The following is a 20435-nucleotide window of genomic DNA, read 5'->3' as shown; positions in this document are numbered from 1 at the left end:
ACCGAATGCCCGCTTCAGCCGTCCTGCGAGGGACAGGCGCGCCACTGCCCAGCGCACCGGCGTCGTGCCTTGGCGCGTCCGGGCCATTTGTGCCGTGGCCGTGGCGGGCGAAGCTGCCGTTGCCATATTGCGGCCCGTCCGCGTCTGGCCCGCCTGAGCCTTGCCCTCGACCCCTTGATGCCCACCGAGAATGTGCCCCATCCGGGCTCGAGCCGGTTGCAAACCCTGCTCAAGGAACAAAGGCCGCGTGCCTTGCCCCGACGCCCGCAAGCGCCGCCGGCTTTCCTGTCTGAACCGCTGAACCCAGCTTTCGGAACAGGAAAAAGATATGGATACGCTTCCTAAAACTCCCGCCCATACCGCACACGGCCATGACGGACCGGATGCAACAGCCGGCCCCGAGGTCGAGCTGAACGTGACCGGCATGAGCTGCGCCTCTTGCGTCGGCCGCGTCGAGAAAGCGCTGAAGGCCCTTCCCGGCATCAGCGATCCCCGCGTCAATCTGGCGACGGGCCGCGCGACCATGCGCCTCGACGATCCCGCAGCGCTGGCCGATGTCACCGCGACGCTCGGCAAGCTCGGCTATCCTGCCGCGCCGCGCGAATCGCGCCTTGATGTCACCGGCATGACTTGTGCCTCCTGTGTCGGCCGCGTCGAAAAGGCGCTCAGGGCCGTTCCCGGCGTCACCGAGGCGGTTGTCAACCTCGCGACCGGCGTCGCGACGGTCAATCACGATCCGTCGGTACTGCCGCAGCATCTGGCCGATATCGTCACCGCCAAAGGCTATGCCAGCACCCTGCGCCGCGAGGATCCGACGCGCATCGCCGCCCATAGCCACAATCACGACGATGATGCGCAAAAGATCAAACGCAACTTTCTGATTGCGCTGATCCTGACCCTGCCGGTCTTCGTGACCGAGATGGGCGGCCATCTGCTGCCCGCCTTCCACCACTGGCTGCATGTCACGTTCGGCACGCAAAACATCTGGCTGATGCAGTTCGTGCTGACGCTGGCGGTGCTTGTCTGGCCGGGCCGCGTCTTCTTCAAGCTCGGCATTCCTGCCCTGCTGCGCGGCGCGCCAGAGATGAACAGCCTCGTGGCGCTGGGTTCGGGAGCGGCGATGCTTTACTCGACCATCGCGACTTTCCTGCCCGCGCTTTTGCCCGAGCAATCGCGCTACGTCTATTTCGAGGCAGCCGCCGTCATCGTGACGCTGATCCTGCTCGGCCGCTGGCTCGAGGCGCGCGCCAAGGGGCAGGCCTCGGACGCGATCCGCAAACTGGTCGAGCTCGCGCCCGATACCGCCAGCGTCGAGCGTGACGGTCAGGTCGTGACCATGCCGGTCGCTGATCTCAAACCCGGCGATATCGTCCGTCTCGCCCCCGGCGAGCGGGTGGCCGTCGATGGAATCGTCACCGAAGGGCGTGGCCTCATCGACGAATCGATGCTGACCGGAGAGCCCGTCCCCGTCGAGAAGGCGGCAGGCGCGCGCGTCACCGGCGGCACGGTCAACGGCACATCGGCACTGAGTTTCCGCGTCACTGCGACCGGCGGCGATACCGCGCTCGCCCGTATCATCCGCATGGTCGAGGATGCGCAGGCCGCGAAACTTCCGGTTCAGGCCATGGTCGACAAAATTACCGCGATCTTCGTGCCGGTGGTGATCGGCCTCGCGCTTTTGACCTTCGCGCTCTGGATGGTCTTTGCGCCCGCCCCCGCGCTGGCACCGGCCCTCGTGGCCGCGATCTCGGTCCTGATCATCGCCTGCCCCTGTGCGATGGGACTTGCGGTTCCTGTCTCGATCATGGTCGGCACGGGCCGCGGTGCGGAACTGGGCGTCCTCTTCCGGCGCGGCGATGCGCTGCAGCGCCTGTCGGATGCGCGCATCGTGGGTTTCGACAAAACCGGCACGCTGACGCAGGGCCGCCCCGCTTTGGTCGGGATCGAGATCTCGGCGCAAAGCAGCGTTCCGCGCGCCGAGGCCCTGCGCCTTGCCGCTTCGGCCGAGAGCCGCTCCGAGCATCCTCTGGCGGCTGCGATCGTGCGTGCGGCCAAAGAGGAAGGCATCACCCTGCCCGAGCCCTCCGGGGTTCAGACCTCGACCGGACGCGGTCTGAGCGCCAAGGTCGACGGCCACGAGATCCTGATCGGCAACCCCGCCGCGCTGGAACAGGCGGGGATCGCGCCCGATCCCGCCTTGCTCGCCAAAGCGCAGGATTTCGCCACCAAGGCCGCGACGCCGACGCATCTCGTGGTCGACGGCGCCCATGTCGCGGTCATGGCGCTTGCCGATCCGGTCCGCCCCGAGGCGGTCGCCACGATTGCCGCGCTCCACGAGCTCGGGGTCGAAACCGCGATGATCTCGGGCGATACGCAAGCCACGGCGGAAGCGGTCGGGCGCCAGCTCGGCATCGACCGCGTCATGGGAGGCGTCCTGCCCGAAGGCAAGCTGAAGGCGATCCGCGATTTCGGCACGGGCACCGTCTTTGTCGGTGACGGGATCAACGACGCCCCCGCTCTCGCCGCGGCCGAAACCGGCATCGCGATCGGCACAGGCACCGATGTCGCCATCGAATCGGCCGAGGTCGTTCTGGTCGGCGGCGATCCGATGGGGGTCGTGCGCGCCCTGCGGCTGAGCCGTTCGGTCATGAGCAATATCCGGCAGAACCTGTTCTGGGCCTTCGGATACAACGTCGCGCTGATTCCCGTCGCGATGGGCGTTCTGGTGCCCTTCGGCGGCCCGCAGCTCTCGCCGATGCTTGCGGCAGGTGCGATGGCGCTGTCCTCGGTCTTCGTGGTCGCCAATGCGCTGCGCCTGAAGCGCGCCGGATGAGAAGGCTTGCAACGATAACCGGCGCGGCTTTTGTCGCGCTGGTCCTTGCCCCGCTGGTCTCGAGCGGGGCAGGCCATGCCCAAGACGGAAGCGGCCTGACCATCACCCCCGCCGCCCCGCCAAAGGCGCGGACCGGACATGTCCCCCTTTCTTCCGCGAAGGATGAAGCGAACCGGCCGATCCGCATTCTCGTTTTCGGCGACAGCCTGACCGAGGGCTACGGCCTTCCGCCCGATCAGGGCCTTGTCGCGCAGCTTCAACGCTGGCTCGATGCGCAAGGTGCGGATGCGCAGGCGATCAATGCGGGGCTGACCGGCGATACCAGCTATGGCGGGCGCATCCGCATCAAATGGGCGCTGCGCCACCGCCCCGATGCGGTCGTGGTCGAGCTGGGCGCCAATGATTTCCTGATGGGCTGGGCGCTGCCCGATATCGAAAAGAACCTCGATGTGATCATCCGTCAGGCCAAAGCGGGCGGACGGCCGGTCCTTCTGGTGGGGATCACCCCGCCCAAGACGATGCAGGGCATCAGCCCCGACGATATCGCCGCGATGTGGCACAGGCTCGCCGCGCGCCACGAGACCCTGCTTCTGCCCGATCTCTATGCGCCGGTTTGGGCGGCCTCGGGGCCGAAAACAGGGGCCGGAGCCGCAGAGCATCTGCAAAAGGACGGCCTGCATCTGTCGGCCAAAGGGGTCGAGCAGGCAATAGCACAGGGGCTGGGGCCGCAGGTTCTTGCCCTGATCGCCAAGACCCGCGCGCAGAATGAAAAGGACCGCGCCGGCCCCTAAGCCCGCGCGGTCCCTGCCTGCCCCAACCCGACAATCGCCGGAGGGCGGCGCTTAATGACCCGAATGCTCCGAGGCGGGCGCGACGGGAGCCCCGTGACCCGCACCATGCCCCGCACCATGCGCGCCGGGGGCGGTTTCGTTATTGACCATGACTTCGGCATTCAGCGTGCCGCAATCGCCGAAATCGAAGGTCAAAGGGATCATCTGGCCCTGCACCAGCGGCTCGTGAATGCCCATCAGCATGACATGGTCTCCACCGCGCGCGAGCTTGTGGCTGGTCGCGGGTTCGAGCACCAAAGGATCGGCAGGCATCATCTTCATCACGCCGTTTTCGTCGCGCATCGTATGCAGCTCCGCCCTGTCGGCCAGATCGGTCGCGATCCCTGCAAGCGTACAGGCGCTGGTGCCGTCATTGGTCAAAACCATATAGGCCGCGCCGGATTTCGGGTTGCTCGAACGCGCGAAAGCCTCGGTGACCGAGACCGGTGCATTGGCGGTCTGCGCGAAAGCGAAAGCGGGCATCATGACGGCGAAAGCGGTCAGGGTGGGTTTGAACATCATCATCTCTCCTCGTTCATATCCGGTGTTGCATCAGATCGCGGACAGAAACGGAGGATCGCGCGCCTGGGCGGGAATCGCCTCGGGCTCGGCATGGGACAGCGTCAAAGGGCGGGGCCGGAAGGCATGGGCCGCGCGCTCGGGAGGCGTGAAATCAGCGCCAAGCGCCACCGCCTGCATCAAGCTCGGCGCCATATCGGGGCAGATCGTGACGCGCTCGACCGGATTGCCTTCGGCATCGACGGTGACGCGCATGGTGAACTCGCCCGCGCAAAGCACCATCTCGCCCGCAATCTGCGCCTGACCGCGCGCGGCGGCCAAGGTCTGGCCGGTGAGGACCAGAACGAGAATCAGGACAAGGCGCATCGCGGGCATCATGGTCGCAGTTTAGGGCCGCTCACAGGCGGATGCATCCCCGTTCTTGTCGCAGGCCGCGCCGCAGCGGTTCCGGCTCCGTGGCCGGCAACGACAGCCCCGCGAATGCAAAAACCCCGCCACAGGGGCGGGGTTTTCGTCAAATCCGGCTTTGGACCAAGATCCGCAGCAATCAGGCTTTGCTCAGCTCGCGCTTGATTTTCAGGGCGCGGTCCGACAGCTCGGCGTCTTTGGCTTTCGCGAGGAAAGCGTCGAAACCACCACGGTGGTCGACCGAGCGCAGCGCAGCTGCCGAGATACGCAGCGAGAAGCTGCGGCCGAGTTTGTCGGAGATCAGCGAGACCTCGTTCAGGTTCGGCAAGAAGCGGCGGCGGGTTTTGTTGTTGGCATGGCTAACGTTGTTCCCGCTCATCGGGCCCTTGCCGGTCAGTTCGCAAACGCGCGACATGTTCGTGTTCCTTCGTTTCGCATCTGGACGGGCGGGAGCCCGCAATATCAAAAGGCGCCGCGAGGCAGCGCCCGGAAATCTATTTGCGTGGGAATACGGTCTCGTGGCTGGGGCGTCAAGAGGATTCGCCCGATTTCCCGCCGCCAATTCCGGCTTCCAATGCCAATAAACCGCGTTTTCTTGCGATACCACCACCATATCCGGTCAGGCTGCCGTCGGCTGCAATGATGCGGTGGCAGGGAATCAGAATCGCGATTTCATTGCGGCCGTTGGCGGCGGCAACCGCACGAACAGCCTCGGGACGCCCGATCATCCGCGCAAGCGTGCCGTAGCTGCGGGTCTCGCCCGGAGGGATGGTTTGCAACGCGCGCCAGACCGTGCGGGCAAAGGGATTGCCGCCAAGAACCAGCGGCACCGAAAAGCCCGCGTCACTGCCGCCGAAATAGGCCGCGAGGTCGCGCTCGAGCCGGTCCGCCTGCGGCGGACGCCCCGAAACGAGGGTATAGCCGCGCGCGAAACGGGACATGGATGCGGGCAAAGCCAGACGGTCGGCAAATTCCAGAAGATGGAGCCCCTGCGCGCCAAAAAGCGCGACCATCCGGCCGAGCGGGGTTTCGATCATGCAGGCCGAAAGCGGCGCACGCGCGGGGGCCGGAACCTGCGCGGCCAGAAAAGCGTCGAGGTCAAAGGGCAGCCGCGCCAAATGGCGGTCCGCGGGATCGGCCAAAGGATCGGGTTGCGCCCTAGCCACCCGCTTGCCCGCCCCTCTCGGCCAAATGGCCGAGGATGCGCGAGGCCGCATCCCCCGGCGAAAGATCGCCCGCGGCGACCGCATCGCCCAGCCTTTGAACCTCTCTCCGGATGGCGGGTGCCTCGAGCTGCGCCAGAAGCCCCGCACGCAATTCGGCGAGGAACCAATGGCGGGCCTGATCGGCGCGCACCGTATCGAAATGGCCGTGCTCGCGCCGCCAATCGACCAGATAGCCCATATTCTCCCATGCGAGCGCCAGCCCCTCGCCGGTATAGGCCGAGACCGGCAGCGCCTTTGGAAAGCCCTCGGGATCGTTGGGGCGCTTGCGCAACAGCCGCAAAGCGCCCGCGTAATCTGCGACGGTGCGCCGCGCGGTGGGCAGAAGATCGCCGTCGGCCTTGTTGACGAGCACAAGGTCCGCGATCTCCATGATGCCGCGTTTGACGCCCTGCAATTCGTCACCGCCCGCAGGCGCCAGAAGCAGGATGAAGAGATCGCTCATCTCGGCCACCAAGGTCTCGGATTGGCCGACTCCCACGGTCTCGATCAGGATGACATCGAAGCCTGCCGCCTCGCAAAGACGCACCGCCTCTCGGGTGCGGCGGGCGACGCCGCCCAGTTCGGTCCGCGAGGGCGAGGGGCGGATGAAGGCGTTGGGGTCGCGCGAAAGCGTCTCCATCCGCGTCTTGTCGCCCAGAATCGAGCCGCCCGAGCGCGCCGAGGACGGATCGACAGCCAGAACCGCCACCTTGAGGCCCTGCCCCGTCAAGAGCTTGCCGAAAGCCTCGATAAAGGTGGATTTGCCGACGCCCGGCGTGCCCGACAGGCCGATGCGCAGCGCCTGACGGTCGGGAAGCGCCGCCAAAAGCGCCTGTGCGCGGGCGCGGTGATCGGGCCGCGTGCTTTCGACCAGCGTGATCGCGCGCGACAAAGCGCGTCGGTTTCCGGCCAAAAGCCCCTCGAACAGCTCGTCCATTTTGCCCCTGCCCCGCGATCTTGTCCGTCTAGAGAATGGTTGGTGCCCGCGCGCCTTTCGGCCCCGTGCCGGTTGCGCTCTTGCTTTGGTGGATATTTGGACATGGAAGACAAGTAAACGCCAGCCTCGGAAGTCGGGGGCAGTGCGGGACCCGCGCGGGGCTTGGGCGCACAAAGCTTTGATCGGCACGGGGGCTTGAGGCGGGGCGCGCGCCCGCGTTAGCTGAAGCTCGGACGAGATGCGGAGCGCGAGACATGGTGACGATCGGCAAGAGGCGCTTTCTGGGCGGGGCCGCTTTGGCGCTCGGCGCGGCGCTTTCGGGCGGCACGGCCGGAGCGCAGGGCCAAAGGTTCCGGCTGCTGATGGTCGTCCAGCGCGGTTGCGTCTATTGCGCGGCATGGCGGCGCGAGGTCGGGCCGGCCTATCCCGCCTCGCGCGAGGGGCGGATCGCGCCTGTCTTCGAGGTCGACATCAACGGGCCTTGGCCCGACGGTCTGGCGATCGGGGCCGCGCCCTATGCGACGCCCACCTTCATCCTTCTCGATCACGGCCACGAGGCCGACCGGATCGAGGGCTATCCCGGTGCCGATCTTTTCCGCGCCGATCTGCTGCGCATCATGGCCGAAGCGGGCGCCCTGCCGCGCTAGGCCAAAGAAAGCCGCTTTTCGCGCAGGCTTTGCTCCAGCTATCCCTTTTCCCCATGCCTGCCATGGGTTAAGGCATTGCGGGTCCGGCATGCGGCCGGATGTGACAGGACCGGGCTCGAAAAGGAGGCATCTTCATGCACGACATCCGCGCCATTCGCGAAAACCCCACCTCGTTTGACGCCGCGCTTGCGCGCCGCGGGCTGGAGGCTTTGTCGCCGTCGATCCTGTCGCTCGATTCCGCGCGCCGCGCCCAGATCGCCGCCGCCGAGACCGCGCAGGCCGAACAGAACAAGGCAAGCAAGGAAGCCGGTGCCGCGAAAGGTCGTGGCGATGATGCCGAATTCGAGCGTCTGCGCGCCCTCGTGAGCGCCAAGAAAGAAGAAATCGCCGCGATGCAGGCCGAGGCCGCGCGTCTCGACACGGAATTGCGCGAGCTGCTGATGGGCATTCCCAACCTGCCGCTCGACAGCGTTCCGCTCGGCAAGGACGAGAACGACAACGTCGAGATCCGCCGCTGGGGCGAACCGAAAAGCTTCGACTTCCAGCCGGTCGAGCATTTCGAGATCGCGGGCGTCAAGCCCGGCATGGATTTCGAAACCGCGGCCAAGCTTTCGGGCGCGCGCTTCGTGCTGCTTCAGGCCGGCGTTGCCCGCATCCATCGCGCGCTTGCGCAATTCATGCTGGACCTTCACGCCGAAGAGCATGGCCTGACCGAGACCTGGACGCCGGTTCTGGTGCTCTCCGACATGATGGTCGGCACCGGCCAGCTGCCGAAATTCGGCGAGGACAGCTATCAGACCCGCGAAGGCTGGTGGCTGATCCCGACCGCGGAGGTCACGCTGACCAATACCGTTCACGGCGATCTCGTCGACCAGTCCAGCCTGCCGCGCCGCATGGCCGCCCATAGCCAGTGTTTCCGCTCGGAAGCGGGCAGCGCGGGCCGCGACACCTCGGGCATGCTGCGCCAGCACCAGTTCGAGAAAGTCGAGATGGTTTCGATCACCGATGCCGAAACCGGCGAGGCGGAACATCCGCGCATGACCGGCTGGGCGCAGGCCGTGCTGGAGCGTCTGGGCCTGCCCTACCGCACCATGCTGCTCTGCACGGGCGACATGGGCTTTGGCGCGCGCATCACCCATGACCTCGAGGTCTGGCTTCCGGGCCAAAACAAATACCGCGAGATCAGCTCGGTCAGCTATTGCGGCGACTTCCAGGCGCGGCGCATGAATGCGCGCTACCGCCCGACCGAGGGCGGCAAACCCGAATTCGTCCATACGCTGAACGGCTCGGGCCTCGCGGTGGGCCGCACGCTGATCGCGGTTTTGGAAAACGGCCAGCAGGCCGACGGCTCGGTCACCCTGCCCGAGGCGCTGCATCCCTATCTGCGCGGCAAGACCCGCCTGCTGCCCGACGGGCAACTGGCCTGATTTCCCGCTAACCGGCTCGAGAGTGTCGCAGCGTCAACACAGCGCTGCGACATTTTGATTCCGGTATTCTTCCGGTGAAACTTACACGCAAGGCGGGCGTTGCTTGTCCATGCGACGTCTCCTTTCGGCCCTTTTGTTTGTCTCGGTGTGCTTGTTCATCGCAAGCGGGCTGCTCTATGCGCTCGCGCCCAAGGCAGTGGTTCTGGAGACGGTCGGACAGATCGCGCCCCCCTTCGTCACTCCCAACTCCATCGAGACGCAGACCCAGCCCTTCGGCAATAGCGCCGTCATGCCCACGCCCGCACCGCCAGGCGTTCCGCCGCCGGAGTTCTTCCTTCACAGCAAGGGCCCCATCTTCTGGGGGTTGCAGATCCTCGTCTGGTTCGCCTCTTTCGTTTACCTGCTGCGGATTTTGGGCATTTTGCGGCGCGACGTGCCGGAGATCCCCGCCGCACCCCCGTCGGACGAGGAGCTGCTGGACTGGTTCGTGGCCGATGATCCGCGCGAGCGCAGCCCTGCGCCGCTGCGCGACCGTACCTTGACCGAAGGGCTGCTGATACCGCCGCCCCCCGACATCAATGCAGCCTTAGATGGCGACAACACCCCGCCGGAGCCCGTGCCCGCCCCGCCCGCGCCCATGCTGGAAATTCTCGGTGTGACCATCGGACTTTTGACCGCGGCAATCTTTCCCTGGATTTTCGAGACGCAGCCGGTCAACGGCTTTCTTCTGGCCACGCTCATGCTGTCGGCCATGCTGGCCGCGGCCCTGACACGCGGCTGCCTTGGGCAGAACCACCGGTCGAGCACCTCGCTCGGCATTCTGGCGGGATGGGCGATGCTGGCGACCTGCGCGGCCTTCGCCAGCCTGCTCGAGCGTAGTCTGGGCACTTCGGATACGCTCGCGGCGCTGGTCTCGTTGCTGATCCTCGCGGTGGCGGCGGCCAATATCCAGCTCCATCTCGGCTCGCCCTTCGGCTTCAGCGTCACGGTAATCTGGGGGATGTTGGGGCTGATCGTCGCGACCATCGGCACGGATGCTTCGGTTGCGACGGCGGCGGCGCTGTCGATCACCTTCGTCGGCGTGGCGCTGGTTCGTGTCAGCACTTAGCGGGCGGCAAGCAACATCCGGAGGCACCGCAAAAGAAAACGGACGCGAAATCGCGCCCGTTTCCCTGATTGTCACCGATGGCGCAGAAGACCCGCGCCGGAGGGTCATTCGCCCTTCGGCTTTTGGCGTTTGGCGTGTTTGGACAAAGCGCCCGACTGGTTGATCTTCGACGCCTTGTCTTTGTAGGGGTTCTTTTGCCCCTGATCGCGGAAGGTAAAGCGGATCGGCGTACCCGGCATGTCGAAATCCTGACGCAGGCCGTTCACCAGATAGCGGGAATAGGCATCGGGGATCTTGTCGGTATGCGTCGCCATGACGACAAAGGCCGGCGGGCGCGTCTTGATCTGCGTGATATAGCGCAGACGGATGCGGCGGCCACCCGGTGCCGGCGGCGGATGCGCCTCGGTCATGACCGAAAGCCACTGGTTCAGACGGCCGGTATTGACGCGGCGGTTCCAGACCTCGTGCGCACGCAGGATCGCGTTGTGCAGACGGTCGAGCCCCTTGCCGGTCTTGGCCGAAACCGTGACCAAGGGCGCGCCGCGCAGCTGCGGCAGCAGGCGCTCGAAAGCCTCGCGCAGCTCGTTGAGCTTTTGCGGCTTGTCCTCTTCGAGATCCCATTTGTTCGCGGCGATCACGACGGCACGGCCCTCGGTCTCGGCGAAATCCGCAATGCGCAGATCCTGCTGCTCGAAGGGAATATCGACATCGAGAAGGACGACCACGACTTCGGCGAAGCGCACGGCGCGCAGACCGTCGGCCACCGAGAGCTTTTCGAGCTTCTCGGTCACGCGGGCTTTCTTGCGCATACCGGCAGTATCGAAGATCCGCATGGGCGTGCCCATGAAATCGGTGGTGACCGAGATCGAATCGCGGGTGATGCCCGCTTCGGGGCCGGTCAGAAGACGGTCCTCGCCGATGATCTTGTTGATCAGGGTCGATTTGCCGGCATTCGGGCGACCGATCACCGCGATCTGAAGCGGGTTCGTCGCCGAGGGACGCCAGCTTTCGTCATTCTCGACATCGGATTCCTCGTCCAGCTCCACATCCGTGACCGGAGCCTGCTGGATGTTTTGCGCCTCGAACTGGTCGGCCAAGGGCACGAGGGTGCGGTAAAGATCGTCCATCCCCTCGCCATGTTCGGCCGAGATGCGCAACGGCTCTCCCAGACCGAGGCCGTAAGCTTCGAGCACGCCGGATTCACCGGCGCGCCCCTCGGCCTTGTTGGCGGCAAGGATGACATGTTTGGCGCGGCGACGCAGGATTTCCGCGAAATATTCGTCGGCTGCGGTAATGCCCGCACGGGCGTCGACCACGAAAAGGCAGACATCCGCCTCGTCGACGGCGCGTTCGGTCAGGCGGCGCATGCGGCCCTGAAGGCTGTCGTCCTCGACCATCTCGAGACCGGCGCTATCGACCACGATGAAACGCAGATCGCCAAGACGGCCCTGCCCCTCGCGCAGGTCCCGCGTTACGCCGGGCTGGTCATCGACCAGCGCCAGACGCTTGCCCACGAGGCGGTTGAACAGGGTGGACTTGCCGACATTGGGCCGTCCGACGATGGCGAGAGTGAAGCTCATTAGCGATATGCAACCAATTGACCCGAGCGGGTCACGATATAAAGGGTCTGTCCGGCGACAACCGGCGCAGTGGCCGCCCCGCCGGGGATATTGCCCTGACCGATCAATGCCCCCGATGCCGGGTCAAATATCCTCAGAACACCGTCGCTGGATGCGACGTAAAGCTTGTTGCCGGCCAAGGTCGGTCCGAAATGCGCATAGACCTGCGCCTGTTTCTTGACCTTGGCGGTCGTGAACTCGGGGAGATCCACGCTCCAGACCGTGCCGCCATTCGCGGCATCGAGCCGGACGAGTTGCGATTGGTCATTGATCGCGAAGACCGAGTTACCGGCCGGAACCGGCGGATTTGCGGCTCCGCTACGGGCATTCCACGCTTCTTCGCCGGTCGTCAAGTCGAAAGCGGCCAAGCGTCCGGCAGAGGTTCCCGCGAAAATACGGTTGCCGACGATCACGGGATCGCCCGTCATGTCGCGCAAAAGGCCGATCGCGCGCCCCTTGCGGGTGCCTGCGACCTGCGCCGACCAAAGCTGTGTGCCGGTGCCCGCATCAACGCCGATGAGCTGGCCCGAGGCGAAGGGGAAGACCACCGTGCCGCCCGAAACCGCCGGTGCGGCAGCCCCCATCACGCCCGCCATCGCGGCATTGCCGCCGACCTGCCACAGCACTTTGCCGTCGCTGGCACGCACCGCCCAGCCGGTCGCGTTGCGCGCCACGACATAGACCGCGCCGTTGGCAACCGTCGGGGCGCCGCTGATCACCGCGTCGACGCGCTGGCGCCAGATCACGCCGCCGCTGCGCGCATCGACCGCGATCAGCTCGCCATAGCCGGTGGTGACATAGACCCGCCCGCTCTCGTAGGCGATGCCGCCGCCCGAGACGCTGTCGCCGATCTCGCCGACCGCACGCAGATCCACGCTCCAGACCGGCTGGCCCGAAGTCGTGGTCGCGCTGACGCGGGCGCGGCTGTCGAGCGTATAGACAAGACCGCCGCCGACGATCGGCTCGGCAGTGATGCGGTGACGCTTGCCTGCGGCCTCGCCGATATTGACGGCGAAGACCGGCGACTGGCCCGCGCCGATCGCGACATTGCCCGCCGTATGGGCCGCGCTTCCGCCGAGCTGGGGCCAATCGGCATTGCCGCGCACCGGCGGCAGCGAAAGCGCCGTCGTGGTCGGCCCGCTCGTGCCCTCGACCGCCGGACCATCGGCAGAGATCAGCGCGCGCGGATCAAGCCTTTCGCCGGGCAAGATCAATTCGCGCTTGGCGCAGCCCGCCAGAGCAACGGTCCCCGCCAGAAGGGCAATCAGGGTGATCTTCGTCATCACGGTCTCCTCTCGAGCCTTTGACCGTCTCTCGCGGCCATCAGAGCGTCGGCGTCAGATAATTCGGCGTCAGGTAGTCTGTTGCGACAGCGGGGCGGTTGGCCGCGATCAATTCGCGGCGGGGGCGGTTTGCGGCGCGGGTTCGGACGGGGTTTCGGAAGATTCGGCGACGGGGGCCGCCGCAGGATCGGCCAATGGCGCAGCCGCGGTATCGGCGGGAAGCTGGGCGTCAAGACCCGCGACCGGCTCGGGATCGGCATCAAGCGTCGTCATCATCTCGGCCAGACGGCGGCGCAGCGGTTCGGAGAGGCCGTCCTTTTTCTGGATCTGGCGGATCAGCGTCACCGCATCCTCGCGGCGGTTGGCGGCGATCAGGGCGACGACCTTCTGCTCGAGCGCGAGCAACTCGAAGGGCGCACCCGGTTTCGACAGATCGGTCAAAAGCGCGTCACGCTCGGCCGCGCCCATCGTCGGGCCGGCGGCAATCACGGCTTTGAGCAAGGCGAGATCGCGCAGGACCGGATCTCCGGCACCCGCAGCCTCGGCGGCGGCGCGCAGATCGGCTGCAGCCTTGGCGGGATCGCCCGCTTCGGCCGCAGCGCTGCCCGCCAGAAGGGCGCTCAGGGCCTGACGACCGGTCGAGCCGGCCGGATCGACCGCAGCCAAAGCCGCCGCCGCATCATCCGAGCCCTCTGCCGCGAGAATGGCATCGCCCCAGGCTTCGGCCCTGGCCGCATCCTGCGCGCGGGTATATTCGTACCAGGCGGAGCCGCCGACAATTCCGACGACGCCGAGGACCACGATCCAGCCATAACGCTTCAACCCGACGAACAGCCGGTCACGCCGAAGTTCCGCCGTGACTTCATCAATGAAACTGTCGTTCTGGTTGGCCATGTTGGTCCCTTCCTGCTTTAGCCGTTCTTCTATACGGGCTTGGGGTCTTTTGCCAATCCTGCTCGCATCATGGCTGGCTCAATGTGCAATTTGACTGCACGAAACCGGACGGAAACCGGCAGGACCGGCGCAAGAGGCCGCGCTCACCAGCCCCCCGGGTCCGAGATGTCGATCAGCGTCACCTCGGCCCGCGAACCGCGCGGTCGGGGCTCTCCGTCGAGCAGGCGCAGCGTTGCGGCGCGGATCAGGGTGCGTCCGGTCTCGTCATAGCGCGAGGGCGCGGCGAGATCGCAGAGGGCGGTGAGCGCGCCCTGACCGTTTGCGGAAAGCGCTCCGCGCGGTCCCGAGGCTGCAACCACCAGCGGGACTTGATGCCCGAGCCGAGCGGTTTGGGCGAAAACCTGCGGATCACGGGTAAAGGCCACCAGCGGCACGGCCGGCTGCGCCCCCTCGGGGCGATGATGGTCGGCCGCATGCAGAAAGGCCACAGCAAAGCCGCCCGCCGCAGCCGGGGCCGCATCCGGGGCCGGAGCCGTTTCGGAAACCGCACCGGAGGCCATATCGGGAAGCGGCCGCCCATGTCGCGACAGCGGAACGAACCCCGCATCCGCCATCAGCTCCGCTCCTGCGGCATCGGGGAGAAAGAAGCGCCCCTTGGGGCCGTGCAGCCGCGCCAAGGCCGCAACCGCCGCCTCGGCATGTGCTTCGTCTTCCGGCCCCCGATCATGGCCGAGATCGAGGTCGAGAATCACCACCACATCCGCCCCCAACCGCTCGATCCGGCGCAGCAGCGCCGCGAAATGGCGCAGCTCGACAGGCGTGCGCGCCGCGCAACGCACCGAGACCGCAGCGATGCGCAGGGGTGCATGGCCCACCCATTCCCGCGGCTGGACCCGCCACCGCACGAGCCAAGGCAGAGCCTCGCGCTTTTTCGCCAGCGCATAGGCACCATAGCCAAGCCCCGCGGCAGCCAGTCCGAGCACGATCCCGCGCCAGACAGGGCTGGTGCGCTTGTGGCCTGCGCGCGCGGCGCTCCGGCGCGGCAATCGTGGGTCGGCAGAGACCATTGCAAGCCCTTTGCGTCAGGATTCCGTCGGCGAGCGGGGCGGGACAATCCGCCGCGCATCGCTTTGGCGAACCGCCGGAGCGCGACTTTTGTTCCCCGCGCCGCGTCTTTCGTCCCCGCTCTCCCTACAGGCAAAACAAAAACCTGCCGGATCGCTCCGACAGGTTTCGCATTCATCGGGAAAGGCGCAGCGCTTAGAGGCGCGAGGCGACGTTGTCCCAGTTCACGAGGTTGTTGAGGAAGTTCTCGAGGTACTTCGGACGCGCGTTGCGGAAGTCGATGTAGTAGGAATGCTCCCACACGTCGCAGCCCAGCAGCGCGGTCTGGCCGAAGCACAGCGGGTTCACGCCGTTTTCGGTTTTGGTGATCGCGAGGCTGCCGTCGGCATTCTTCACGAGCCATGCCCAGCCTGCGCCGAACTGGCCGACGCCTGCTTCCGAGAATTTCTTTTTGAATTCGTCGACCGAGCCGAAAGCTTTGGTCAGCGCATCCGCCAGATTGGCCGGGATCTCGCGACCGGTCGGGCCCATCATTTCCCAGAACTGGGCGTGGTTCCAGTGCTGCGAGGCGTTGTTGAAGATGCCGTTCTGCGCGACAGCGGTCTTGTTATAGGTGCCGACGACGATGTCTTCGAGCGACTTGCCTTCCCATTCGGTCCCTGCAACCAGCTCGTTCAGCTTGTCGACATAGGCCTTGTGGTGCTTGTCGTGGTGAAATTCGAGGGTTTCCTTGGACATGCCGCCCGCGGCAAGCGCATCATGGGCATAGGGAAGATCGGGAAGCGTAAAAGCCATTTTAGAGACCCTTTCAATGGATTGGCAGCGCCATGTCTGGCACAGGTCCTGCGCAGGTTAAAGCCCTGGCGGTCGCCGTTCAACGTTGGTGGCAAAGCGAAGTTCCCCGCCTCTCGCGACTTGGCCGAAGACAATGCGGCAAAGGCGGATTCGCGCCGCCCGCAGATTAGCGCGGCACCGGCGCAATGGCTACAGCTGCGGGGAGGTGTGGGTCTTTTGTGGGGGGCAGTCGACAGATCGCGCGGGGTTGTCGCGGGATTGCGGCGGGTCGCCTTTAGCGCTGCGGCCCGCTCGAGGCCTGGCCGCAGACGCCCTCGCCCGTGATCACATTGTCATAGCCCGACGGCGTGACCGTCATCACGGCGGAACTGTCGGATTTGCGCAGGCTGAGGCGGAAATCGATGCGCTCGGCCCATTGGCCCGAGGCATTGCGCACCCCCGCCAGTGCCCAGCCGTAAACCCGCTCGTGCCGCGTATCCGAGACGACCACCGCCTTGATGGGCTTGCCGACGAGAGATTGCAGGATCGGATCGAAAGCCTCGATCCGGCCGTTCTCCTGACGGGTGACCATGACGATCTCGGGAACCCAGCCGCTATAGCCCTTGTCCTCGAAGGCGCAGAGCATCGCGATCGGCGGCGCGGCACGGCGGCGCGCCCCGCCTTGCGGCTCTTGGCCCGCCTGCGCCGCGCTCCCCCGCGATTGTGCGGAAACCGGCGCGGCTGTCGCGATGGCCAGCCCCAAAGAACAAGCCAGAGAGGCGGCAATCAGGGCGATCTGCTGACGTTTCATGCGTACCTCTGGGCTCGGGAAAAAAGTTCTTCTCCAAAGGATAGCCCCCGCACCGACCAAGGCAAAGCCCCCGTCGACCGCCGGTGCGGTTTCGCGCTTTTTTCTTGCGAAACTGCGGCCTTGCTGCCGCTTAGCGCGGATCGAGCTGCGAGCCGGGTTTCGCCGCCGCAGACAGAACGCCCGCGATATAATCGGCAACCGAGCGGAAGCCGATCACACGGTAGCCGCCCGCCACCGCCCAGATCCCGCAAGCCACCTGCCCCAGACGCGTGCGCCGCAAGGCATCCTCGGCAAGGCCCGCGAAATCGGTGGGCGAGAGCTTCGCGAGCACCTGCCCCGCACGCGCGCCGCTCACGTCGAAGACCGCGCGCATGTCCGAGACATCGACAACCAGCGCATGGTCGCCCGCAAGCGCGGCATCAAGCGCGGCCATCACGCCCGCGACCTCGGCGGCAGGCAGAACCAGCAGCAATTCGTCGGGCGACATCCAGCCCAAAGCGCGGGCAGCGTTTTGCGTGATGCGGGTCGGGAACGGCAGATCCACCCCCGCCGCGCCGGCAATCGCCGCGCCCGAAGCCGCCAGATCGGCGCGGATCTGGATCATGCCCAGCCCGCTCACCTCGGAGATGGTTGCAAGCGCCTCAGCCATTGGACCGCGTCCCTTCCTTGTCAAAGAAGACCGGATCGACGATCCGCGCCTTGACCGGCTCTCCGCCGGGGTTGGTGAATTCCAGCACATCGCCCATCCGGTCCGGTCCGCGATGGACCAGCCCCATGGCGATCGGTTTGGACAAAGTCGGCGAGATATAGGTCGAGGTCACGCGGCCCTGCGTGTTGCGCTGGCCGTTGCTGTTCACCCCGTCCGCCACCGCATAGGCCCCGTCGGGGATCATGCGCCCGTCAAGGCTCTCCAGTCCCACCAGCTTCCAGCGGTCGGGCGAGGTCATATGGCTGCGCTCTTGTGCGCGTTTGCCGATATAATCCTCTTTCTTCTTCGAGATCGCCCAGCCGAGGCCCAGATCCTGCGGGATCACGGTGCCGTCGGTCTCGTCGCCGATCATGATGAAGCCCTTTTCGGCGCGCATGACGTGCATCGCCTCGGTGCCATAGGGGGTCACCCCAAGATCGCGGCCAAGCTCGTGCAGTTTTTCCCACAGCTCCAGCCCGCGACCGGCAGGCGTGCCGATCTCGAAGGACAATTCGCCCGAGAAGCTGATGCGGTAGATGCGGACGGGAATGCCGCCCAGCTCGCCCTCGACCCAGCCCATGAAGGGCAGCGCCTCGGGGGACAGATCCATCCCGCCCAGACGTTCCAGCAGCGTGCGCGCTTTCGGGCCGACAACCGCGACCTGCGCCCATTGCTCGGTGACGTTGGCGGTATAGACCTTCCAGTCCCACCATTCGCATTGCAGCCAGTCTTCGAGATGGCCGTGGATGCGGTCCGCGCCGCCCGAGGTGGTGTGGAGAAGCCAGCTATCCTCGGACAGCCGCGCGACCACGCCGTCATCGGTCAGAAAACCGTTTTCGGTGCAGACAAGGCCATAGCGGCATTTGCCGACCGGCAGCGTCGACATCATGCCGGTATAGATCATGTCGAGGAATTTGCCCGCATCCGGCCCCTTCACGATGATCTTGCCAAGCGTCGAGGCGTCAAGCGTGCCCACGCCCCCCCGCACCGCGCGGATTTCGCGCGCCACCGCATCGGCATGGCTTTCGCCCTTGACCGGATAGCAATAGGGCCTGCGCCACAGACCGACCGGCTCCCAATGGACGCCGTGTTCCTCGTGCCAGTCGTGGATCGCGGTTTTGCGCAGCGGGATGAAGATCGCGTCGCGCGCCTCGGCCGCGATCGTGCCAAGGGTCAGCGGCGTATAGGGCGGGCGGAAGGTTGTGGTGCCTGTGCGCGGGATCGGTTGCGACAAAGCCCCCGACAGGATCGCGAGACCGTTGATGTTCGACAGCTTCCCCTGATCGGTCGCCATGCCGAGCGTGGTATAGCGCTTGGTATGTTCGACGCTTTCATAGCCTTCCTGAGCGGCAAGCTGGACGTCGGACACCTTCACGTCGTTCTGGAAATCGAGCCACATCTTGAAGCGCATCTGGCGCGTCGCATGTTCGGGCATCACCCAAACCGGCATGATCGCGGCCTCGTCCGGCGCAGCCGTCAGCCCCGCCACGCGCAGATCCCCTGCCGCCGCCCCCACAGCCGAGGCCATCGCTTTCCCGTCCGCGCCGGTCGGCGGGCGAGCCGGATCGGGCGAGAACATCGCCTGAGCCTCGTCCCAGTTCAGCTTGCCGCCGCAATGCGACCACAGATGCACGACCGGAGACCAGCCGCCCGACATGGCGACGCAATCGGCCTCGACCACCTCGCGAACCTCGCCCGAGCCCATCTGGTCGCAGATCTTGACGGCCTCGACGGCGCGGTAGCCCTTGATGCCCGCAATGGCCGCGCCGGTCAGGACGCGGATGCCGCGCTTGCGCGCTTGGGCCGCCAATGGACCATCGGCCGCGCGGCGCGCATCCAGCACCACCGGCACTTCAAGCCCCGCATCCAGCGCCATCAGCGCGGTGCGGTAGGCGTCGTCGTTATTGGTCACGACCACGATGCGCTTGCCCGGCGCGACGCCGTAAAGGTCGATGAAATCGCGCACCGCACCGGCCAGAATGACGCCCGGCACATCATTGCCGGCGAAGGACAAAGGCCGCTCCAATGCGCCGGTCGCGGTGATCACATGGCCCGCACGGATGCGCCACAGGCGCTGGCGCGGGATGCCCTGATTGGGATCGTGATCAGCCAAAGCCTCGCGGGCCAAAAGATAGCCGTGGTCATAAAGGCCGGTCGCCATCGTGTTGCGGCGAAGCTGGACATTCGGGAGGGCCTGAAGGCTCTCCACCAGTGCCGCGATCTTTTCCGCACCATCCGCGTGATCGGTGGGCGTGCGCCCGCCCCAATGGCCCGATTGTTCCAGAACCGCCACGCTCTTGCCGCTTTGCGCGGCCTCCAGCGCAGCATTCAAACCGGCAATGCCGCCACCCACAACCACCAGATCGACGAAAGCATAGGCCTGTTCGTAGCTGTCGGGATCCTTTTCCGTCGGCGCTTTGCCCAGACCCGCCGAGCGGCGGATGATCGGCTCGAACAGATGTTTCCACGCCGGACGCGGATGGATGAAAGTCTTGTAATAAAAGCCCGCCGGCAGGAAACGGTAGAGCTTGTTGTTGATCGCGCCGATGTCGAAATTCAGGCTCGGCCAGGCGTTCTGGCTGGTGGTGACCATGCCGCCGACCAAGGGCGTGGTGGTGGCGCGCTGGTTCGGCTCGAACCGGCCGCCCTGCCCCAGACCCAAAAGCGCGTTGGGCTCCTCGGCTCCGCTGGAAACGGGGCCGCGCGGGCGGTGATATTTGAAGCTGCGCCCCATCATCAGCTGGCCGTTCGCCAGCAGCGCCGAGGCGAGGCTGTCGCCCAGAACGCCGCGCAGATGGCGACCGTCAAAGCGGAACGGCAGTTGATAGGCACGGTCGATCAGGCGACCGCCCGAGGAAAGGCGGAAAGGTCCGGTAGCGCTCATGCTTGCTGGCTTTCGGCTGAGGTGGAGGTCTGGTCGGAGACGGTTTGGCCCGCGCGGTCAGGCTGCCAGTCAGGCTGCCAATCGGGGCGCGCGGCCTGAATGGCGGCGACGATCTCGGGGGTCGGATGCGGGGTCTGGGCGCGGTAGGTGCCGAAGACCTGCAATGTCGCGGTATCGCGGGCCGCGAGGAACCATTTGCCGCAGCCGTAAGCATGGCGCCAACGCTCGAAATGGACGCCTTTGGGGTTTTTGCGCGCGAACAGATAGGCCTCGAAATCCTGATCGCTCGATCCGGGGCCAAAGCGCTTGAGATGGGCCTCGCCACCGGGTTGCAGCTCGGTTTCCTCGGCGGCCACACCGCAATAGGGACAGGTCAGGGTCAGCATGGCATCACTCCTTTGGCGACGGACCGCGAGCGGACGTCGGCTGCCGGAACCGGTAGGTCGGCACGAAAATCTTGGGCTATGGCGGGGGGCACAAAGGCGGGGGCCGCAATGCGGTGC

The 20435-nt window shown here is 66.1% G+C and carries 18 protein-coding genes and 1 pseudogene; 5 read left to right on the top strand and 14 right to left on the bottom strand.

All coding sequences use genetic code 11. From position 1 onward, the window contains the following. Positions 1-328: 328 nt before the first annotated feature. On the top strand, positions 329-2833 hold the full coding sequence (locus ACFFUC_RS18385; RefSeq protein ID WP_377688377.1) for a heavy metal translocating P-type ATPase: 2505 nt from the start codon (positions 329-331) through the stop codon (positions 2831-2833). Next, on the top strand, positions 2830-3624 hold the full coding sequence (locus ACFFUC_RS18380; protein WP_377688376.1) for an arylesterase: 795 nt from the start codon (positions 2830-2832) through the stop codon (positions 3622-3624). The genes ACFFUC_RS18385 and ACFFUC_RS18380 overlap by 4 nt, the downstream gene beginning before the upstream one ends. 51 nt (positions 3625-3675) lie before the next feature. Here ACFFUC_RS18380 and ACFFUC_RS18375 read toward each other — a convergent pair whose 3' ends face one another. The 5 genes from ACFFUC_RS18375 to meaB all read right to left on the bottom strand — a co-directional run bounded on the left by ACFFUC_RS18375 (position 3676) and on the right by meaB (position 6732). Continuing rightward, on the bottom strand, positions 3676-4182 hold the full coding sequence (locus ACFFUC_RS18375) for a copper chaperone PCu(A)C (RefSeq protein WP_377688375.1): 507 nt from the start codon (positions 4180-4182) through the stop codon (positions 3676-3678). Positions 4183-4215: 33 nt separating this feature from the next. Beyond that, positions 4216-4548, bottom strand: coding sequence for a hypothetical protein (locus ACFFUC_RS18370; protein ID WP_377688374.1), 333 nt, complete (start codon positions 4546-4548; stop codon positions 4216-4218). 181 nt (positions 4549-4729) lie between these two features. Continuing rightward, positions 4730-5005: a 50S ribosomal protein L28 gene (gene rpmB / locus ACFFUC_RS18365; protein ID WP_377688373.1), complete on the bottom strand. Its 276-nt coding sequence runs from the start codon at positions 5003-5005 to the stop codon at positions 4730-4732. A gap of 115 nt (positions 5006-5120) precedes the next feature. Then, positions 5121-5756: a methylated-DNA--[protein]-cysteine S-methyltransferase gene (locus ACFFUC_RS18360; protein ID WP_377688372.1), complete on the bottom strand. Its 636-nt coding sequence runs from the start codon at positions 5754-5756 to the stop codon at positions 5121-5123. Next, positions 5749-6732: a methylmalonyl Co-A mutase-associated GTPase MeaB gene (meaB, locus tag ACFFUC_RS18355; RefSeq protein WP_377688371.1), complete on the bottom strand. Its 984-nt coding sequence runs from the start codon at positions 6730-6732 to the stop codon at positions 5749-5751. The genes ACFFUC_RS18360 and meaB overlap by 8 nt, the downstream gene beginning before the upstream one ends. A 254-nt stretch (positions 6733-6986) precedes the next feature. Between meaB and ACFFUC_RS18350 the strand changes: the two genes are divergently transcribed. The 3 genes from ACFFUC_RS18350 (at position 6987) to ACFFUC_RS18340 (ending at position 9914) form a co-directional block, all read left to right on the top strand. After that, positions 6987-7379, top strand: coding sequence for a thioredoxin domain-containing protein (locus tag ACFFUC_RS18350; protein WP_377688370.1), 393 nt, complete (start codon positions 6987-6989; stop codon positions 7377-7379). A 134-nt stretch (positions 7380-7513) separates the two neighbouring features. Continuing rightward, on the top strand, positions 7514-8806 hold the full coding sequence (serS, locus tag ACFFUC_RS18345; protein WP_377688369.1) for a serine--tRNA ligase: 1293 nt from the start codon (positions 7514-7516) through the stop codon (positions 8804-8806). A gap of 109 nt (positions 8807-8915) precedes the next feature. Continuing rightward, positions 8916-9914: a hypothetical protein gene (locus tag ACFFUC_RS18340; protein WP_377688368.1), complete on the top strand. Its 999-nt coding sequence runs from the start codon at positions 8916-8918 to the stop codon at positions 9912-9914. A gap of 104 nt (positions 9915-10018) precedes the next feature. On the opposite strand, the gene der is transcribed toward ACFFUC_RS18340, so the two are convergent. The 9 genes and pseudogenes from der to ACFFUC_RS18295 all read right to left on the bottom strand — a co-directional run. Further along, positions 10019-11494: a ribosome biogenesis GTPase Der gene (gene der, locus ACFFUC_RS18335; protein WP_377688367.1), complete on the bottom strand. Its 1476-nt coding sequence runs from the start codon at positions 11492-11494 to the stop codon at positions 10019-10021. Next, positions 11494-12816 (bottom strand): outer membrane protein assembly factor BamB family protein, encoded by a 1323-nt coding sequence (locus tag ACFFUC_RS18330; RefSeq protein ID WP_377688366.1) that lies wholly within the window; start codon positions 12814-12816, stop codon positions 11494-11496. The genes der and ACFFUC_RS18330 overlap by 1 nt, the downstream gene beginning before the upstream one ends. A 108-nt stretch (positions 12817-12924) precedes the next feature. Continuing rightward, a complete protein-coding gene (locus ACFFUC_RS18325) occupies positions 12925-13710 on the bottom strand; it encodes a tetratricopeptide repeat protein (protein ID WP_377688365.1) in 786 nt (261 codons plus the stop codon). Between the two features lie 143 nt (positions 13711-13853). Continuing rightward, positions 13854-14777, bottom strand: coding sequence for a hypothetical protein (locus ACFFUC_RS18320; protein ID WP_377688364.1), 924 nt, complete (start codon positions 14775-14777; stop codon positions 13854-13856). A 193-nt stretch (positions 14778-14970) separates the two neighbouring features. Next, positions 14971-15570 carry a superoxide dismutase gene (locus ACFFUC_RS18315; protein ID WP_377688363.1) on the bottom strand — a complete coding sequence of 200 codons (600 nt, stop codon included), beginning with the start codon at positions 15568-15570 and terminating at the stop codon, positions 14971-14973. A 274-nt stretch (positions 15571-15844) separates the two neighbouring features. Continuing rightward, positions 15845-16360 (bottom strand): hypothetical protein, encoded by a 516-nt coding sequence (locus ACFFUC_RS18310; RefSeq protein WP_377688362.1) that lies wholly within the window; start codon positions 16358-16360, stop codon positions 15845-15847. 130 nt (positions 16361-16490) lie between these two features. Next, complete coding sequence (locus tag ACFFUC_RS18305; RefSeq protein WP_377688361.1) at positions 16491-17009, bottom strand: sarcosine oxidase subunit gamma; 519 nt, start codon at positions 17007-17009, stop codon at positions 16491-16493. Beyond that, complete coding sequence (locus ACFFUC_RS18300; protein WP_377688360.1) at positions 17002-19932, bottom strand: sarcosine oxidase subunit alpha family protein; 2931 nt, start codon at positions 19930-19932, stop codon at positions 17002-17004. Before ACFFUC_RS18300 ends, ACFFUC_RS18305 begins: the two co-directional genes overlap by 8 nt. A 74-nt stretch (positions 19933-20006) precedes the next feature. Further along, positions 20007-20318: pseudogene (locus tag ACFFUC_RS18295) on the bottom strand (sarcosine oxidase subunit delta); the annotation flags it as partial. Positions 20319-20435 lie beyond the last annotated feature (117 nt).

This window comes from Paracoccus cavernae (genome assembly GCF_042430175.1).
Lineage (GTDB): Bacteria > Pseudomonadota > Alphaproteobacteria > Rhodobacterales > Rhodobacteraceae > Paracoccus > Paracoccus cavernae.
Note: the sequence above shows the minus strand (reverse complement) of the source record. Positions and strands in the feature narration are given on the sequence as shown.

What these genes read in the sequence shown, in the direction of transcription:
- serS (WP_377688369.1), top strand. Translation starts at nt 7,514, where the DNA reads ATGCACGACATCCGCGCCATTCGCGAAAACCCCACCTCGTTTGACGCC.
- ACFFUC_RS18300 (WP_377688360.1), bottom strand. Translation starts at nt 19,932, where the DNA reads ATGAGCGCTACCGGACCTTTCCGCCTTTCCTCGGGCGGTCGCCTGATC.
- ACFFUC_RS18320 (WP_377688364.1), bottom strand. Translation starts at nt 14,777, where the DNA reads ATGGTCTCTGCCGACCCACGATTGCCGCGCCGGAGCGCCGCGCGCGCA.
- ACFFUC_RS18305 (WP_377688361.1), bottom strand. Translation starts at nt 17,009, where the DNA reads ATGGCTGAGGCGCTTGCAACCATCTCCGAGGTGAGCGGGCTGGGCATG.
- rpmB (WP_377688373.1), bottom strand. Translation starts at nt 5,005, where the DNA reads ATGTCGCGCGTTTGCGAACTGACCGGCAAGGGCCCGATGAGCGGGAAC.
- ACFFUC_RS18375 (WP_377688375.1), bottom strand. Translation starts at nt 4,182, where the DNA reads ATGTTCAAACCCACCCTGACCGCTTTCGCCGTCATGATGCCCGCTTTC.
- ACFFUC_RS18330 (WP_377688366.1), bottom strand. Translation starts at nt 12,816, where the DNA reads ATGACGAAGATCACCCTGATTGCCCTTCTGGCGGGGACCGTTGCTCTG.
- ACFFUC_RS18310 (WP_377688362.1), bottom strand. Translation starts at nt 16,360, where the DNA reads ATGAAACGTCAGCAGATCGCCCTGATTGCCGCCTCTCTGGCTTGTTCT.
- ACFFUC_RS18380 (WP_377688376.1), top strand. Translation starts at nt 2,830, where the DNA reads ATGAGAAGGCTTGCAACGATAACCGGCGCGGCTTTTGTCGCGCTGGTC.
- ACFFUC_RS18385 (WP_377688377.1), top strand. Translation starts at nt 329, where the DNA reads ATGGATACGCTTCCTAAAACTCCCGCCCATACCGCACACGGCCATGAC.
- ACFFUC_RS18350 (WP_377688370.1), top strand. Translation starts at nt 6,987, where the DNA reads ATGGTGACGATCGGCAAGAGGCGCTTTCTGGGCGGGGCCGCTTTGGCG.
- ACFFUC_RS18325 (WP_377688365.1), bottom strand. Translation starts at nt 13,710, where the DNA reads ATGGCCAACCAGAACGACAGTTTCATTGATGAAGTCACGGCGGAACTT.
- meaB (WP_377688371.1), bottom strand. Translation starts at nt 6,732, where the DNA reads ATGGACGAGCTGTTCGAGGGGCTTTTGGCCGGAAACCGACGCGCTTTG.
- ACFFUC_RS18340 (WP_377688368.1), top strand. Translation starts at nt 8,916, where the DNA reads ATGCGACGTCTCCTTTCGGCCCTTTTGTTTGTCTCGGTGTGCTTGTTC.
- ACFFUC_RS18370 (WP_377688374.1), bottom strand. Translation starts at nt 4,548, where the DNA reads ATGCGCCTTGTCCTGATTCTCGTTCTGGTCCTCACCGGCCAGACCTTG.
- ACFFUC_RS18315 (WP_377688363.1), bottom strand. Translation starts at nt 15,570, where the DNA reads ATGGCTTTTACGCTTCCCGATCTTCCCTATGCCCATGATGCGCTTGCC.
- der (WP_377688367.1), bottom strand. Translation starts at nt 11,494, where the DNA reads ATGAGCTTCACTCTCGCCATCGTCGGACGGCCCAATGTCGGCAAGTCC.